The 13,545-nt window shown below is 70.6% G+C and carries 16 protein-coding genes; 11 read left to right on the top strand and 5 right to left on the bottom strand.

The genetic code is table 11. The features are described from left to right. Positions 1 to 2: 2 nt before the first annotated feature. Genes AB3M90_RS12895 through AB3M90_RS12885 form a run of 3 tightly spaced genes read left to right on the top strand, consistent with a single transcriptional unit; the run spans position 3 to position 3,319 of the window. The gene (locus AB3M90_RS12895) at positions 3 to 1,310 is read left to right on the top strand and encodes a sugar ABC transporter substrate-binding protein (RefSeq protein ID WP_412952492.1); all 1,308 of its coding nucleotides are present in this window, start codon (positions 3 to 5) and stop codon (positions 1,308 to 1,310) included. Between the two features lie 2 nt (positions 1,311 to 1,312). Beyond that, the gene (locus tag AB3M90_RS12890; RefSeq protein WP_412952491.1) at positions 1,313 to 2,515 is read left to right on the top strand and encodes a mandelate racemase/muconate lactonizing enzyme family protein; all 1,203 of its coding nucleotides are present in this window, start codon (positions 1,313 to 1,315) and stop codon (positions 2,513 to 2,515) included. A 9-nt stretch (positions 2,516 to 2,524) separates the two neighbouring features. Beyond that, positions 2,525 to 3,319 (top strand): SDR family NAD(P)-dependent oxidoreductase, encoded by a 795-nt coding sequence (locus AB3M90_RS12885; RefSeq protein ID WP_412952490.1) that lies wholly within the window; start codon positions 2,525 to 2,527, stop codon positions 3,317 to 3,319. A gap of 9 nt (positions 3,320 to 3,328) precedes the next feature. On the opposite strand, the gene AB3M90_RS12880 is transcribed toward AB3M90_RS12885, so the two are convergent. After that, complete coding sequence (locus AB3M90_RS12880) at positions 3,329 to 3,667, bottom strand: hypothetical protein (protein ID WP_412952488.1); 339 nt, start codon at positions 3,665 to 3,667, stop codon at positions 3,329 to 3,331. Positions 3,668 to 3,787: 120 nt separating this feature from the next. Here AB3M90_RS12880 and AB3M90_RS12875 point away from each other — a divergent pair, with 120 nt between their 5' ends. Genes AB3M90_RS12875 through AB3M90_RS12850 form a run of 6 tightly spaced genes read left to right on the top strand, consistent with a single transcriptional unit; the run spans position 3,788 to position 7,218 of the window. Continuing rightward, positions 3,788 to 4,087 carry a DUF7882 family protein gene (locus AB3M90_RS12875; RefSeq protein ID WP_412952487.1) on the top strand — a complete coding sequence of 100 codons (300 nt, stop codon included), beginning with the start codon at positions 3,788 to 3,790 and terminating at the stop codon, positions 4,085 to 4,087. A gap of 18 nt (positions 4,088 to 4,105) precedes the next feature. Next, a complete protein-coding gene (locus AB3M90_RS12870; protein WP_412952485.1) occupies positions 4,106 to 4,438 on the top strand; it encodes a DUF7882 family protein in 333 nt (110 codons plus the stop codon). A gap of 53 nt (positions 4,439 to 4,491) precedes the next feature. After that, positions 4,492 to 5,265, top strand: coding sequence for a HesA/MoeB/ThiF family protein (locus AB3M90_RS12865; RefSeq protein ID WP_412952483.1), 774 nt, complete (start codon positions 4,492 to 4,494; stop codon positions 5,263 to 5,265). Beyond that, entirely contained in the window at positions 5,262 to 6,497 is a 1,236-nt protein-coding gene (locus AB3M90_RS12860; protein ID WP_412952482.1) for a molybdopterin molybdotransferase MoeA, read from the top strand. The genes AB3M90_RS12865 and AB3M90_RS12860 overlap by 4 nt, the downstream gene beginning before the upstream one ends. After that, entirely contained in the window at positions 6,494 to 6,988 is a 495-nt protein-coding gene (moaC, locus tag AB3M90_RS12855) for a cyclic pyranopterin monophosphate synthase MoaC (RefSeq protein ID WP_412952480.1), read from the top strand. Before AB3M90_RS12860 ends, moaC begins: the two co-directional genes overlap by 4 nt. Beyond that, the gene (locus AB3M90_RS12850) at positions 6,985 to 7,218 is read left to right on the top strand and encodes a MoaD/ThiS family protein (RefSeq protein WP_412952478.1); all 234 of its coding nucleotides are present in this window, start codon (positions 6,985 to 6,987) and stop codon (positions 7,216 to 7,218) included. The genes moaC and AB3M90_RS12850 overlap by 4 nt, the downstream gene beginning before the upstream one ends. A 111-nt stretch (positions 7,219 to 7,329) precedes the next feature. On the opposite strand, the gene AB3M90_RS12845 is transcribed toward AB3M90_RS12850, so the two are convergent. Genes AB3M90_RS12845 through AB3M90_RS12835 form a run of 3 tightly spaced genes read right to left on the bottom strand, consistent with a single transcriptional unit; the run spans position 7,330 to position 9,879 of the window. Next, positions 7,330 to 7,758, bottom strand: a complete 429-nt coding sequence (locus AB3M90_RS12845) for a molybdenum cofactor biosynthesis protein MoaE (protein WP_412952476.1) — start codon at positions 7,756 to 7,758, stop codon at positions 7,330 to 7,332. Next, the gene (locus tag AB3M90_RS12840) at positions 7,755 to 8,243 is read right to left on the bottom strand and encodes a MogA/MoaB family molybdenum cofactor biosynthesis protein (RefSeq protein ID WP_412952474.1); all 489 of its coding nucleotides are present in this window, start codon (positions 8,241 to 8,243) and stop codon (positions 7,755 to 7,757) included. Before AB3M90_RS12840 ends, AB3M90_RS12845 begins: the two co-directional genes overlap by 4 nt. A 40-nt stretch (positions 8,244 to 8,283) precedes the next feature. Further along, positions 8,284 to 9,879 (bottom strand): molybdopterin-dependent oxidoreductase, encoded by a 1,596-nt coding sequence (locus AB3M90_RS12835; RefSeq protein WP_412952472.1) that lies wholly within the window; start codon positions 9,877 to 9,879, stop codon positions 8,284 to 8,286. A 127-nt stretch (positions 9,880 to 10,006) separates the two neighbouring features. On the opposite strand from AB3M90_RS12835, the gene AB3M90_RS12830 reads away from it, so the two are divergent. Together AB3M90_RS12830 and AB3M90_RS12825 are read left to right on the top strand one after the other, a co-directional pair. Continuing rightward, a complete protein-coding gene (locus AB3M90_RS12830) occupies positions 10,007 to 11,239 on the top strand; it encodes an ATP-binding protein (protein ID WP_412952470.1) in 1,233 nt (410 codons plus the stop codon). Positions 11,240 to 11,436: 197 nt separating this feature from the next. Next, on the top strand, positions 11,437 to 12,306 hold the full coding sequence (locus AB3M90_RS12825; protein ID WP_412952468.1) for an alpha/beta fold hydrolase: 870 nt from the start codon (positions 11,437 to 11,439) through the stop codon (positions 12,304 to 12,306). 467 nt (positions 12,307 to 12,773) lie between these two features. Here AB3M90_RS12825 and AB3M90_RS12820 read toward each other — a convergent pair whose 3' ends face one another. Then, entirely contained in the window at positions 12,774 to 13,469 is a 696-nt protein-coding gene (locus tag AB3M90_RS12820) for a GTP pyrophosphokinase (protein ID WP_412952466.1), read from the bottom strand. Positions 13,470 to 13,545: the final 76 nt, after the last annotated feature.

The raw sequence follows: 13,545 nt of genomic DNA, 5'->3' as shown, positions 1-13,545 counted from the left end.
CCATGCCCGACCACCTCCGTCGACCCGCCGCGCGCCGGCGCTCGACCCGCATCACCGCCGCGCTCGGCCTCGGCATGGCCGCCGTGCTGGCGCTCAGCGCCTGCGCCGGCGGCGCCGACAAGCCCGCCGGCGCGAGCACTCCCGAAGCCCTCGAAGACTTCACCTTCACGAGCTGGAACTACGGCGAAGACGCCCAGAAGGCTCTCATCGAAGAGGAGGTCGCGGGCTTCACCGACGCCGAGGGCATCACCGCCGACCTCGTCTCGTATCCGTTCGCGGAGTACCGCAACCAGATCCTGCTGCGTTCCCGCGACGGCTCCACGACCGGCGCCGCCCAGCTCGACATCGCCGACATCCAGTCGCTCGCCCGCCTCGGGGTCCTCGAAGACCTGTCGCCGTACGTCGAGGCCGGCGGATACACCGATGCCGCCCTCGCCAATGGAAAGGTCGACGACAAGCAGTACGGCCTGCCCTGGTACACCGGGTCGATCGGCCTCATCTCGAACACCGCACTCCTCGAGAAGGCCGGGATCACCGAGACCCCGAAGACCGTCGACGAGTTCGAGGAGGCGCTGAAGGCCGTCAAGGGCCTCGGCGGCGACATCGTGCCCTACGCTCTCGCGACGAAGCCCGAGACCATCAAGGACTTCATCCCGTGGCTCAAGACGTTCGGGTCGAAGGTCGTCGACGGCGACGAGATCTCGGTCAACGACAAGGGCGCCGTGGAGGCGCTCACCTGGATCACGTCGCTCGTCGACGAGGGTCTGGTCAGCCTCAACATCGGCCGCCCCGAGGCGCGCACGCTGTACAGCCAGGGCAAGACCGCGTTCTTCGACGACGCGAACCAGGTGCGCGGCACGATCGCCTCGCAGGCCGCCGACCCGACGCTGCTCGACAGCACGCTCCCCATCTCCCGCCCCGTGGTCAAGGCCGGCGACGAGCCGCAGGCGCTCGCCTGGGGCGGATTGCTGGTGGTCTTCAAGGAAGGACCGGCGGCGACGGCATCCGAATTCGCCGCCTACCTCTCCTCCGATGTCGACACGGCCCTGAACCGCTTCGAGAAGATCGGCTCGGTCCCGACCACCACCAAGGCGCTGGAGGACCCGATCTTCACCGACGACGCCTACGCCTCGACCTGGCAGGAGCAGATCACCGACGGCGCGAGCCCCAACCCGCTGTGGGTGTTCCCGGAGTACGCGCAGATGGAGGCGAAGCTCGCCGAGCAGATCCAGGCGGCGCTCATCGGCCAGAAGAGCCCGAAGGACGCCCTCGACGAGGCCGACAAGGCCATGCAGGAGCTGGTGAAGTAATCATGTCCTCTCTCGACACCCTCGATGTGACCGTTCCGGCGGATGCCGGAGCGCTGCGGATCGCCTCGGTCGAAGCGATCCCGCTGTTCGCTTCGTTCTCGCGGCTCTCCGCCAGCGGCGAGGTGCCCTCGTGGCTCCTCCAGCCGGCGGCCAGCCATCGCACGCTCGAGCGCAAGGGGCAGTACTCCACGCTCATCCGGGTGCGGACGGACGACGGCATCGAGGGTGTCGGGGAGTGCTACGGCCTGCCGGCGCCGAAGGTCACGGCGCAGATCGTGCGCGACATCATCGCCCCGCTGATCATCGGAGAGGATGCCACGGCGACGGATCGCCTCTGGTCGCGGGTGTTCTCGTCGATGAGCGGCGGCGGCCAGGTGCGCGGATACTTCCTCGAGGCGATGAGCGGTGTCGACATGGCCCTCTGGGACCTCAAGGGCAAGGCACTCGGCATGCCCGTGCACGCCCTGCTGGGCGGTCCGCACCGCTCGCGCGTCGACGTCTACGCGAGCCCGGTGCCGATGCTCGACACCCCGAACGACTCGGCCGACTACGCCCGGTCGTTCGTGGATGCCGGATTCGCGGCCGTCAAACTCAAGCTCGGCCGCGGCCGCCGCACCGACCTCGCGCACGCCGAGGCTGTGCGCGAGGCGATCGGCGAGCAGCGCCAGCTGCTCGTCGACCTGAACTGCGCCTACACCGCCGATCGCGCCGTCGACGTCGTGCGCGGTCTGGTCGATCTCGGCATCACGTGGATCGAGGAGCCCGTCGCGGTCGACGACGTGGAGGGGTACCGCCGCGTCCGCCAGGCCATGCCCGTCTCGCTCGTGAACGGCGAGACCCTCTTCACCCGCTGGGACCTGCGACCGTTCCTGGTCGGCGGGGCCGTCGACGTGGTCATGCCCAACCTCGCCCGTGCCGGCGGGATCACCGAGGCGCGCAAGCTCGCGGCGCTGTGCGAGACGTTCCACGTCGACATCGCCCCGCACGGCGTCGGCTCGGCCGTCGGACTCGCCGCGGCGCTGCAGCTGTCGGCCGCGATCCCCAACTTCCGCATCTACGAGTACAACCGGCTCCCGAACCCGCTGCGCGATGCGCTCACGGTCGATCCGTTCGACTTCGACGGGCCGAGCCTCGGGGTGCCGACCGCTCCGGGTCTGGGGATCGAGCTCGACTGGGACGCGGTGGACGCGTTCCGCGCCGAGTAGGGTTCTGGCATGTCGCCGAGCCCGTCACCCTCGCGCACCGTGGCCGTCGTCGTCGGCGGCGGCGGCGAGATCGGCCGCGCGATCGCGGCCAGGCTCGCCGGTCGCCACCGCATCGTGCTCCTCGACCGCGATGCCGACCGCCTCCGGTCGGCCGCCGAGGCGCTGCCCGCCGATACCCTGATCGGAGAAGTGGATGCCGCCGCCGAGGGCGCCGTCGAGGCCGCTCTCCGCGACATCGCCGCAGACGAACCGATCGCCGTCTTCGCGATCGCCGTCGGGACGACCGAAGGCGGCTCGCTCGCCGCTCTGGATCGCGCCGCCTGGTCGCGGGTCGTGGATTCGAACCTGTCCTCCGTGTTCCAGAGCCTTCGCGCCGCGATCACCGCGTTCGAAGAGCAACAGTCGGGAGGCGCCGTGTGCGTGGTCGGTTCCGTGCACGCCGACGCTCCGGTTCCCGGCTACCCCGCTTACGCGGCGGCGAAGGCCGGGGTCGCCGCCCTCACCCGTCAGACCGCCGCCGAGTACGGGCACCGTGGCATCCGGGTGAATTCGGTCACGCCCGGGTGGACGCGCACGCGGCACACGACCGGCCGCATCGCCGACGGTGACCTCGACGCGCTTCTCGATGCCACACCGCTGCGCGAGCTCGCCGAACCGCAGGACATCGCGGCGGCCGTGGCGTTCCTGCTGGGTGACGAAGCCCGCCGCATCACGGGTGCCGACATCGTGGTCGACGGCGGCGCCTCGCTTCTCGGCGCCGCGGCCGTGCTGCGCTCCGGATCGAGGAGCCTGCTCGGTCTGTGACGCAGGCCGCTACATGCCGAAGGAGTCGTGGTGCTCGCCGCCGCCGTCGCGCTCCTCAGGCGCGATCTCCGGGGGATCGATGAGCTTCGCGATCTCGCGGTTCATCTGCCTCACGGCCTCGTCGTTGTCCGGCTCCGCCATCGTGCTCGATGTCGTCTCGATCATCATCGATATGCTCGCGTTGAGGAGAAAGGTCGCCTCGACCTCATTGCCGTGGTCGTCGATTCCGCGCAGGGTCACCACGTCACTGGCCTTCGCGTTCCCCAAGACACTGGCGTACTCGACCAGCGTGTCGGCGGCGTCGTCGCCGAGGAAGTGGGACTTGTCGCCGTAGGTCACGTGTTTCATGCCCCCACATTCGGCTCCGATGCGCCGGGTGCACACGGCCCTTGACAGGTCGACATCCAAGGGGATGACAACGCGGAATATCGGTCTGGTGTCCAGCGCCTCCCGGGCCTACCGTGAGACATGGGCACTCTGCGATATGACACCTCCTCACCCCCGATCCGAGTGGACGACCGCGAGCTCGCGCACCTCCGGATCGTGATGGGCACAAAGCTGCGGCGGCTCGAGAGCTTCATGATGACGTGGCATCCGGCCGACGGCGATCCCGCGCGGACGTGCAGCGCGTGGATCCATCCGGCGATCCCCCTGCAGTTCCACTTCGACGCCGAGAGCATCCCGAAGGTCGAGCCCGCGCATGTCGCCGAACTGATCGACCGCGTGAACGCCACCGGCGACCTGATCGTCACCGTGTCGTCCGGCTGAGCGGAATCGAGCACCACCATGGGAACGTTCATCTACGAAAGCAGCGTCAGGACCGAGATCGAGGATCGGGCGCTCTGGCACCTGCAGCTCGTGATCACGGCGAAACTGCGGCGCGGGGAGCCGTTCAGCTTCTCGTGGAAAGAAGACATGAGCATCGGCGGCGGCCGCGTGACCGTGTGGATCAGTTCTCACAGCGCACTGGTGTTCAAGTACCAGACGAGCCGTCGACCAGCCATCAGCCGGCACTGGATCGACGCGCTCGCCTACACCGCTAACGCGCCGACGGGGCTCTACCTCGTGCCCGAGCCGGCGCACGCGCTCGACGACGACGACAAAGCCGCCCTGGGGTAGGTCTGGCGATCGCTCCACGGCCGAGCGCGCCGTGGCTGCCATACGCTGAACGCATGCATCCCCTCGTCGCGCCGGCCCCTGCCCTCGAGCCCGCCGAACTCGTCCGCACCGCCCGCCATGCGGTGCTCGCGGGCATCGGGGAAGAGGGCCAGCGCCGTCTCCGCGCCGCCTGCGTCGCGGTGGTCGGCGCCGGCGGGCTCGGCTCTCCGGTGCTGCTCGCGCTGGCCGCCGCTGGAGTCGGGCGGATCACGGTGATCGACGACGATGTCGTGGAACTCACGAACCTCCAGCGCCAGCTGATGCACCGCGTCGACGACGTGGGCACGAAGAAGACGGTGTCGGCCGAGCGCGCGATCCTCGCGCTCTCGCCGGCCACCGTGGTCGCACCGCTGGCCGAGCGGCTCGACGCCGCGACCGCCGGTCGCCTCCTCGCCGGCGCCGACGTCGTGGTCGACACGAGCGACTCCTTCGCCACGCGCCGCGACGTCGCCGCCGCCTGCGAGGCCCGCGGGGTGCCGCTCGTCTGGGGCGCCGTGCAGGAGTGGCACGCGCAGGCGACGGTCTTCTGGTCGTCTCCTCCCACGGGCTCGCCCGTGGTGCTGGCCGATCTCTTCCCGCCGGGCACCGAGGGCGAGCCGCCGAGCTGCGCCCAGGTCGGCGTGCTCGGATCGCTCTGCGTGCAGGTGGGCGGCGTGCTCGCGAGCGAGGTGATCAAGCTCGTGACCGGGGCCGGGGAACCCCTCGTCGGACGGCTGGCCGTGATCGACGCGCTCACCGCTCGGCAGCACGAGATCGCGGTCCGTCCGGCCGCGGAGGCGCGCGGATGAGCGCCCTGCGCACCGTCGAGGACCAGGTCGACCGCGTTCTCGCCGTGGTGACCGTTCTCGAGGCCGAGGCCCGACCGGCGACGGATGCCGCGGGTCGCACCCTCGCCTCCCCCGCGGTCGCCGCGCACGACATCCCCCTGTTCGACAACTCCGCGATGGACGGGTTCGCGGTGCGGGCGGCCGACGTCGCCGCCGCATCCGATGATCACCCGGTCGTCCTGCGCGTGGTCGCCGATCTCCCGGCCGGTTCGTCGGCGGATCCCGCGCTCGCCTCCGGGGAGGCGGCGCGCATCATGACCGGCTCGCCCACGCCGGGCGACGCCGACGCGATCGTGCCGTTCGAAGACACGGCGGGCGGCCTCGCCGATTCCCTCGGCGAGGTGCGTGTGCTGCGGGCTCCCGCGAAGCCCGGCGCCTTCGTGCGTCGGCGCGGTGGCGACCTGCGCGCCGGCGACGTCGTCGTCGCGGCAGGCGAGCGCCTCGGCGCGTTCGGCGTCGCCGCCGCGGTGGCCGCGGGCGTCACGGAGGTGACGGTGACCAGAAGGCCCCGCGTGGCGGTCGTGTCGACCGGAAGCGAGCTGCGGGCGCCCGGCGACGCCCCGGAGCGCGGCCGCATCCCCGATTCGAACGGGCCGCTGCTGACGCAGCTGGTGACGGATGCCGACGCCGAGGTGGTTCTCGTCGCGCGGGTGCCCGACGAACCCGACGCGGTGCGCGCCGTCACGGCCGAGGCGGTCGCCCGCGGTGCCGACGCGATCGTCTTCACGGGAGGGGTGAGTGCCGGAGCGTACGAGCCCGTGCGCGGGGCGTTCGACGGCGACGGCGAGGTGGAGTTCGTCGGCGTGGCGATGCAGCCGGGCAAGCCGCAGGCGTTCGGCCGGCTCGACTCGGGGGCTCTCGTGTTCGGTCTGCCGGGGAATCCGGTGAGCGTCGCGGTGTCGTTCGAGGTGTTCGTGCGTCCGGCCCTGCTCGCGATGCAGGGGCGCACCGAGATCGGACGCCCCCTGCTGCGTCTCACCGCCGAGACGGCGTGGACGACGCCCCCCGGCCGGCGCCAGTACCTGCCGGCCGTGGTCGACTCCATCGCCGGCACCGTGCGACCGGCCACCGCGGGCGGCTCGGGCTCGCACCTCGCCGGAGGCCTCGCCCGTGCTCGCGCGTTCGCGATCGTGCCCGCCGAGGTCGCCGCCGTGGCTGTGGGCGACGTGATCGATGTCATGCTGGTCGGATGAGCTTCCCCCACCTGGACTCGGCCGGTCGCGCCCACATGGTCGACGTGACGGCGAAGCAGCCGACCGTCCGCACCGCCACCGCCCGCGGATTCGTGCGCTGCAGCGCCGAGGTGGTCGCCGCCCTGCGCGACGGCACGGCACCCAAGGGCGATGTGCTCGCGGTGGCCCGCATCGCCGGCATCCAGGCGGCCAAGGCGACGCCCGCGCTCCTCCCCCTCGCCCACGTCATCGGCGTGCATCGGGCGAGCGTCGACCTCGACATCGTCGATGACGGCGTGCGCATCGAGGCGACCGTCGGCACGGCCGACCGCACCGGTGTCGAGATGGAGGCCCTCACCGCGGTGTCGGTGACCGCCCTCGCCGTCGTCGACATGATCAAGGGCATCGACCGCGCGGTGGTCATCGAAGACGTGCGGATCGTCGCGAAGTCGGGCGGGCGATCCGGCGACTGGGTGCGCCCGGGCGAGGACGAGCCCGGAGTCGGGCGATGACCCGCGTGCGGTACTTCGCCGCGGCTGCGGAGGCTGCCGGCACCGACGCCGAGGAGCGCGACGAGAGCACGCTGGTCGCACTGCGGGCGGCCGTGGTGGCGCAGCATCCGGCCCTCTCCGACATCCTGCCGCGCTGCGCCGTCATGGTCGACGGCGTGCGCGCCGACGACGACCGCTCCCTCGACGACGCCCAGCTCATCGACGTGCTCCCGCCGTTCGCCGGCGGCTGAGCCGGGGCGGCCACGATTCGTCGGTCATGAACACATCTGCAGGCAGAATCGGGGCTTCTCGACCTGCAGATGTGAGATCTGCCTGCAGATGAACGGGCGCCGAGACTCCGCTCAGCCGCCGATGCCCTTCCACGACGACGACCCGTCGGATTCGAGCTGGCGCTTCCACACGGGCAGCTCGCGCTTGATGTCTTCGATCACGGCGCGGCACACCTCGAACGCCTGGGCCCGATGCTCGGAGGCGACCGCGATCACCACGGCCGCATCCCCGACCTCGAGCCGTCCGATCCGGTGACTGACCGCCACCACGGCAGACGCCCCGCCCCCCGCCTGCTCGGCGATCCGCCTCAGCGTGACCTCGGCATCCGGGTGCGCGCTGTACTCGAGGCCGACCACCGGCGTCTCGGCATCGGGATCGTTGTCGCGCACGCGACCGATGAACGTGGTCACGCCGCCGAGCCGCGGATCCTCCACCGCGCGCAGGTGAGCGTCGAGGTCGAGCGGCTCGTCGCTGATCGCCGCCAGCCGCACGTCGTTCACGTGTGGTCTCCGCCCTCGACCTGATCGAGCACGTGCCCGGCGACGCCGAGCACGACGGGAAGACCGGATGCCACGGCCCGCGGCGATCCCGGAAGGTTGACGACCAGGGCGCCGTACGGGTCGACGATGCCGGCGACGCCGCGGGACACCACCGACAGCGGCGTGTCGGCGAGACCGGTGCGACGGAGCTCCTCGGCGATGCCCGGAAGCTCGCGCGTGATCACCCGGCGCGTGCCCTCCGGGGTCTCGTCGCGCGGACCGATCCCGGTGCCGCCGGTCGTCACGATCAGTCGGATGCCGCGCGCGAGGGCGCGGCGCAGCGCCTCGGCCACCGAGTCGGCGCCGTCGGCGACGACCTCGGCGTCGGGGCAGTGCCAGCCGGCGTCGCGCAGGAGGCCGGTGGCGAGCGGACCGCCGCGGTCTTCGCGCTGCCCCGCGAACGAGCGATCGGAGACGGTGATCACGTGCGCGGGGAGCGGTGTCATGCGTCCACCCTAGGGGCGCGGGGGCGGGAGCGCACCGCGATCAGGTGACCCGGATGAGCGAGCGCTGCCAGCCCGACGAGCCGTCCGGCGCGATCGGAGCGCGCTCCTCGATCTGCAGTTCGCCCTTCTTGTTCACCGCCCGCACGGCGACGTAGTGCGTGCCGGGCGTCGCATCCCATTCCATGTACCACTGCACCCACGTGTCGTCGTTGATGGGCGTCGACATGGTGACCGGCATCCACTCGCCGTTGTCGATGCTCACCTCGACCCGCTCGATGCCGACCGACTGCGCCCAGGCGACGCCGGCGATCGGGATGCGTCCGGCGTCGACGGCGGCACCGAGCTTCGGGGTGTCGACGCGCGACGAGAACTTGATGGGCGCCTCGGCGCTGTATCCGCGCGGCGTCCAGTACGCCTCGTCCTCGGCGAAGGTGGTGACCTTCAACTCGGCCAGCCACTTCGTCGCCGAGACGTAGCCGTAGAGCCCGGGGACGACCATGCGCACGGGGAAGCCGTGCTCGAGCGGCAGCGGCTCGCCGTTCATGCCGACGGCGAGGATGGCGTCGAGACCGTCGTCGGTCAGCGCCGACAACGGAGTGCTGGCGGTGTATCCGTCGACGCTGCGGGACAGCACCATGTCGGCCCCTGACTTCACGCCCGCCTTCTTCAACACGTCGCGCAGCGGCACACCGAGCCACATCGCGTTGCCCACGAGCTCGCCGCCGACCTCGTTCGACACGCAGGTGAGGGTGATGGCGTACTCATCGAGTCCCATGTCGAGCAGGTCCTGGAAGCTCATCTCGACGCGCTGGTCGACCATCCCGTCGATCACGAGCCGCCACGTCTCGGGGTCGATCGTCGGAACGGTCAGCGCCGTGTCGACGCGGTAGAAGTCCTTGTTCGGGGTGAAGAGCGAGCTCAGGCCCTCGATGTCGAACTCCGCCCCCTCGGGCACGGTGACCGTCGTCTTCGGCGACGGCAGCCGGAGCGCGCTGCGGATCGACTCGACCGAGCCGACCGCCATGGTCACCGCCCGGGAGGCGACGCCGACGACGAGCGCGGATGCTCCCGCGATGGCCGCGAGCGCGAAGAAGCGGCGACGGCCGATGCCCGTCGGCGCGGCCGGGTTCTCGGGGAGGTCGGCCGCCGCGGCGGCATCCGTCCGTGTCTCGAGAGCGGAGGCCCGCCAGGAGTGCAACCGCCGGATGAGGAGGGTCACGATCACCGACCCGGCGACCGTGCCGAGCACCGGCGGAAGGAAGGCCAGCGGCGTGACGCCGGCGCGGGTGACGATCGCGGCCGTCGAGAGCACTCCGGCGACGACCAGGGCGATGACGCCGAGCGGCGCTCGCACCAGCTGCAGGACTCCGGCGATCGCCGAGGCGATGACGACGGCGAGGCCGAGTCCGACGAGCAGCGCGATCTTGTCGTACTCGCCGAACGTCGAGATCGCGAACTCCTTGAACGGCTGCGGCACGATGTCGATCACGAAGCCGCCGACCGCGAGGATGGGGCTCGCGGTGCGCGCGAAGATCAGGGCGAACAGCTCGGCGACGGCGAGGAACACCGCTCCGCTGATCACGCCCGTGAGCGCGGCCCACGCGATGAATCGTCTCCCGCTGCGGCACCCTGGCATGATCGTCTCCTGTTCCACCGTGAGTGTGGTCGGAGGTTGTTCGGAGGCGCGGGGTGATCGGATCGGATGCGGCCCTCAGCTGCCGATAACCTTATCAAGCGCCGATCCGCTTGATAAGGTTATCAGCATGCGAGATGCACTCGACAATCCTTTCAGCCCGGGTTCCGACACGATCCCGGAGGTGTGGGCCGGACGCACCGCGCAGTTGAGCGACTGGCGAGATGTCGTGCGCCCTCGTCGGCTGGCCGGTCTGCCCGAACGGGGCCGCACGATCCTCGGGGAGCCCGGCCTCGGCAAGTCCACGCTCGTGCGACGCATCGCTCAGGAGGCTTCCCGCGTCGGCGACTGGGTCACGCCGCAGCTGCGCATCCCCGCCGGCGCCGACCCGCTGAAGCTCATCGCCGAAGCGGTGCTAAAGCTCGCGGATGACGCCGGTCTCGCCTCTTCTCGGGAGAAGCGCATCGGCGACGCGATCACGCGGGTCGAGGCCGTGGCCATCTCGGGCATCTCGCTCACCCTTCGCGGAGCCGACGGACGCGAGCCCTACGCCGCACTCACGGAACTGCTGGTCGAAGTCGGTGTCGCCGCGATCGCGAACGGCAGGGTCATGATCTTGATCCATATCGATGAGGTGCAGAACGTCACCGATGAGAAGGCACTGTCTCAGTTGCTCATCGCGCTCGGAGACGCTCTCACCCACGAGGTCGAGGTCGAGGTGCCCGGTGGTGCGCGGGTCAGCCGATCGCTGCCGATCGCGGTGTATCTGACCGGACTCCCCGACTTCGAGGACATGACCGGAGCCCGCAAGGGCGCCACCTTCGCCCGCCGCTTCAAGACCACCACGCTCTCGGCCATCGACGACGAAGACCTCGCGGAGGCCCTGCAGGAGTTCGTCCTCGAGGGGTGGGAGGTCGCCGACGGCGACGGTGGCTCCGCGCGCATCCGGATGGAACCCGCCGCGGCCGCTCGCATCGTCGAGGTCTGCCGGGGCGAGCCGTTCCTGTTCCAGCTCGCCGGCGAACAGGCCTGGTATGCCGGAACGACTCCGACGATCACAGCGGACCAGGTGCGCCGCGGCTGGCGCGGCGCACAGCGCGAGGCGACTGCGCATGTCGAGCGCATTCTCGAACGCCTTCCGGCTCGCGAGCGCCAGCTTCTGCAGGTGATGGCGGAGCTCCCCGCCCCCGATCGCACGCTCACCCGCATCGCGGAGGCGATGGGCTTCGCCAGGGTCACGGATGCCGGGCCCACGGCCCAGCGCCTCGACACGGTGCGCGGCATCATCGACCGCGGCAAGCCGTACACGTTCCGGCACCGCGCCGTGGAGGCCTACCTGACCAGCGACTGGCCGAACATCTGAGGTCGGAGGGAGGCCCAGCTTGCAGGCGGAACGCACGGATTGCAGGCAGTATCAACCCTTCTCGACCTGCAGATGTGAAAATCGCCTACAGAGCGCGCGGCGGCATCCAGGCTCTGCGCCGGCCTTGCTCGCCACTGGCGCGCGACACTGACGAGTCATACGATCCAGGGAGTTGGTTCCGCCGAGGGAGGCCTTCCATGACGCAGCACACGCTCGAATCAACGGAGGTCGACCTCGTGTACGACGTCCACGGACCACTGCCGACGTCCGACGGTCGCCCGCCGCTGCTCATGGTCGGTCAACCGATGGATGCCAGCGGCTTCCAGGCGCAGGTCGCGCTGTTCACCGACCGCACGGTCGTCACGTACGACCCGCGCGGCCTGGGGCGCAGCATCCGAAAAGACGGTGGGGTCACGAACGAGCCAGAGGTCCAGGCCGAAGACCTGCACGCCCTCATCGAGGCGCTCGATGCCGGGCCCGTCGACATGCTCGCCAGCAGCGGCGGCGCGGTGAGCGCGCTCGCTCTGGTCACCGCGCACCCGCACGATGTGGCGACGCTGGTCGCGCACGAACCGCCGATCGACGCGGTGCTGCCCGACGCCGACGCCGTCCACCGTGCCCGCATGGCCTACACGAAGATCTACGAGGAGAAGGGCTGGGGCGCCGGCATGGCCGCCTTCATCGCCCTCACCTCGTGGGAGGGCGAGCTCACCGACGAGTACTTCGCTCAACCGGCTCCCGACCCCGCCGCGTTCGGGATGCCGGCCGAAGACGACGGTGCGCGCGACGACCCGCTCCTCTCGGACCGCTCCTGGGCCGTGTGCCTCTACCGACCGGATCTCGACGCGCTGAGAGCATCGCCGACCCGGATCGTCGTCGCGGTCGGCGAGGAGTCGATGAAGGTCTACACCGGTCGCACGGCGCTCGCGCTCGCCGCGCAGCTCGGCCAGGAGCCGACGGTCTTCCCGAGTCATCACGGCGGCTTCATGGGAGGCGAGTTCGGCTACGCCGGTCAGCCCGAGGCGTTCGCCGCCCGCCTCCGCGACGTGCTCGATCCGGGTCGCTGAGCTCGTCGAAGCGTCCGGGGCGGCCCTTCGACAGGCTCAGGGACCCAGGTGCGACGGCCGAGTCTGGGTCGCTGAGCTCGTCGAAGCGTCCGGGGCGGCCCTTCGACAGGCTCAGGGACCCAGGCGGGGCGGCCCTTCGACAGGCTCAGGGACCCAGGTGCGACAGGCTCAGGGACCCAGCTTCGACAGGCTCAGGGACCCAGGCGCGACGGCCGAGTCTGGGTCGCTGAGCTCGTCGAAGCGTCCCGGGCGGCCCTTCGACAGGCTCAGGGACCCAGGCCGGGCGGCCCTTCGACAGGCTCAGGGACCCAGGTGGGGCGGCCGAGTCTGGGTCGCTGAGCTCGTCGAAGCGTCCCGGGCGGCCCTTCGACAGGCTCAGGGACCCAGGCGGGGCGGCCCTTCGACAGGCTCAGGGACCCAGGTGCGACAGTCTCAGGGACCCAGGTGCGACGAGCCAGGGACCCAGGTCAGACGCCGACGACACGCGGGGGCGGCGGGGCCAGCGACCGGCGGGGGATGCCGTGCGCCTCGCGGTGCAGCCGCTCCATGCGCGTGTCGAGCTCGGCGGCGGCGGCCGCGGCATCCGTCAGGCTCTCGACGAGGTGCGACGGCACCTGCGTGGAGAACTTGTAGTAGATCTTGTGCTCGAGGCTGGCCCAGAAGTCCATCGCGATCGTGCGGAACTGCACCTCGACGGGCACCGACAGGGCCCCGGTCGACAGGAAGACCGGGACCTCGATGATGGCGTGGAGACTCTTGTAGCCGTTGTCCTTCGGCTCGGCGATGTAGTCCTTCACCACGCGCACCGTGACGTCGTCCTGCTGGGTGAGCAGGTCGAAGAGCCGGTACACGTCGGCGACGAAGCTGCAGGTGACCCGCACGCCCGCGATGTCGGTGATCTCGGTGCGGATGCGGTCGAAGTCGGGCTCCTCGATGCCTTTCCGGGCGATCTTCTCGACGATGCTGTCGGGCGTCTTCAGCCGGCTCTTCACGTGTTCGATCGGGTTGTACGCATGATCGTGGGTGAACTCGTCGCGCAGGATCGAGATCTTCGTCTCGACCTCCCGCATCCCGAATTCGTACTCGCGGAGGAAGCGCTGGAACTCGTCGCGCAGTTCGCGCGTCTTGCGGATGGAGTCTTCGCTGACCTGGAGGTCCGTCATGACCTCGACGTTACGCGTTCGTGATCGGAATGGGCTGAGGAAGACGCCGGACGACGATGAGGCCCCGTCCCGGATG

This window comes from Microbacterium martis (assembly GCF_047246685.1).
In the GTDB taxonomy this organism is placed as follows: domain Bacteria; phylum Actinomycetota; class Actinomycetes; order Actinomycetales; family Microbacteriaceae; genus Microbacterium.
This window is presented reverse-complemented; position numbering and strand designations above follow the sequence as displayed.

Bases quoted from the DNA above. Each gene is read 5' to 3' on its own strand.
- AB3M90_RS12870 (WP_412952485.1), top strand. From the start codon at position 4,106: ATGGGAACGTTCATCTACGAAAGCAGCGTCAGGACCGAGATCGAGGAT.
- AB3M90_RS12840 (WP_412952474.1), bottom strand. From the start codon at position 8,243: ATGACACCGCTCCCCGCGCACGTGATCACCGTCTCCGATCGCTCGTTC.
- AB3M90_RS12860 (WP_412952482.1), top strand. From the start codon at position 5,262: ATGAGCGCCCTGCGCACCGTCGAGGACCAGGTCGACCGCGTTCTCGCC.
- AB3M90_RS12875 (WP_412952487.1), top strand. From the start codon at position 3,788: ATGGGCACTCTGCGATATGACACCTCCTCACCCCCGATCCGAGTGGAC.
- AB3M90_RS12890 (WP_412952491.1), top strand. From the start codon at position 1,313: ATGTCCTCTCTCGACACCCTCGATGTGACCGTTCCGGCGGATGCCGGA.
- AB3M90_RS12865 (WP_412952483.1), top strand. From the start codon at position 4,492: ATGCATCCCCTCGTCGCGCCGGCCCCTGCCCTCGAGCCCGCCGAACTC.
- AB3M90_RS12825 (WP_412952468.1), top strand. From the start codon at position 11,437: ATGACGCAGCACACGCTCGAATCAACGGAGGTCGACCTCGTGTACGAC.
- AB3M90_RS12880 (WP_412952488.1), bottom strand. From the start codon at position 3,667: ATGAAACACGTGACCTACGGCGACAAGTCCCACTTCCTCGGCGACGAC.
- AB3M90_RS12885 (WP_412952490.1), top strand. From the start codon at position 2,525: ATGTCGCCGAGCCCGTCACCCTCGCGCACCGTGGCCGTCGTCGTCGGC.
- AB3M90_RS12835 (WP_412952472.1), bottom strand. From the start codon at position 9,879: ATGCCAGGGTGCCGCAGCGGGAGACGATTCATCGCGTGGGCCGCGCTC.
- AB3M90_RS12830 (WP_412952470.1), top strand. From the start codon at position 10,007: ATGCGAGATGCACTCGACAATCCTTTCAGCCCGGGTTCCGACACGATC.
- AB3M90_RS12850 (WP_412952478.1), top strand. From the start codon at position 6,985: ATGACCCGCGTGCGGTACTTCGCCGCGGCTGCGGAGGCTGCCGGCACC.
- AB3M90_RS12895 (WP_412952492.1), top strand. From the start codon at position 3: ATGCCCGACCACCTCCGTCGACCCGCCGCGCGCCGGCGCTCGACCCGC.
- AB3M90_RS12820 (WP_412952466.1), bottom strand. From the start codon at position 13,469: ATGACGGACCTCCAGGTCAGCGAAGACTCCATCCGCAAGACGCGCGAA.
- moaC (WP_412952480.1), top strand. From the start codon at position 6,494: ATGAGCTTCCCCCACCTGGACTCGGCCGGTCGCGCCCACATGGTCGAC.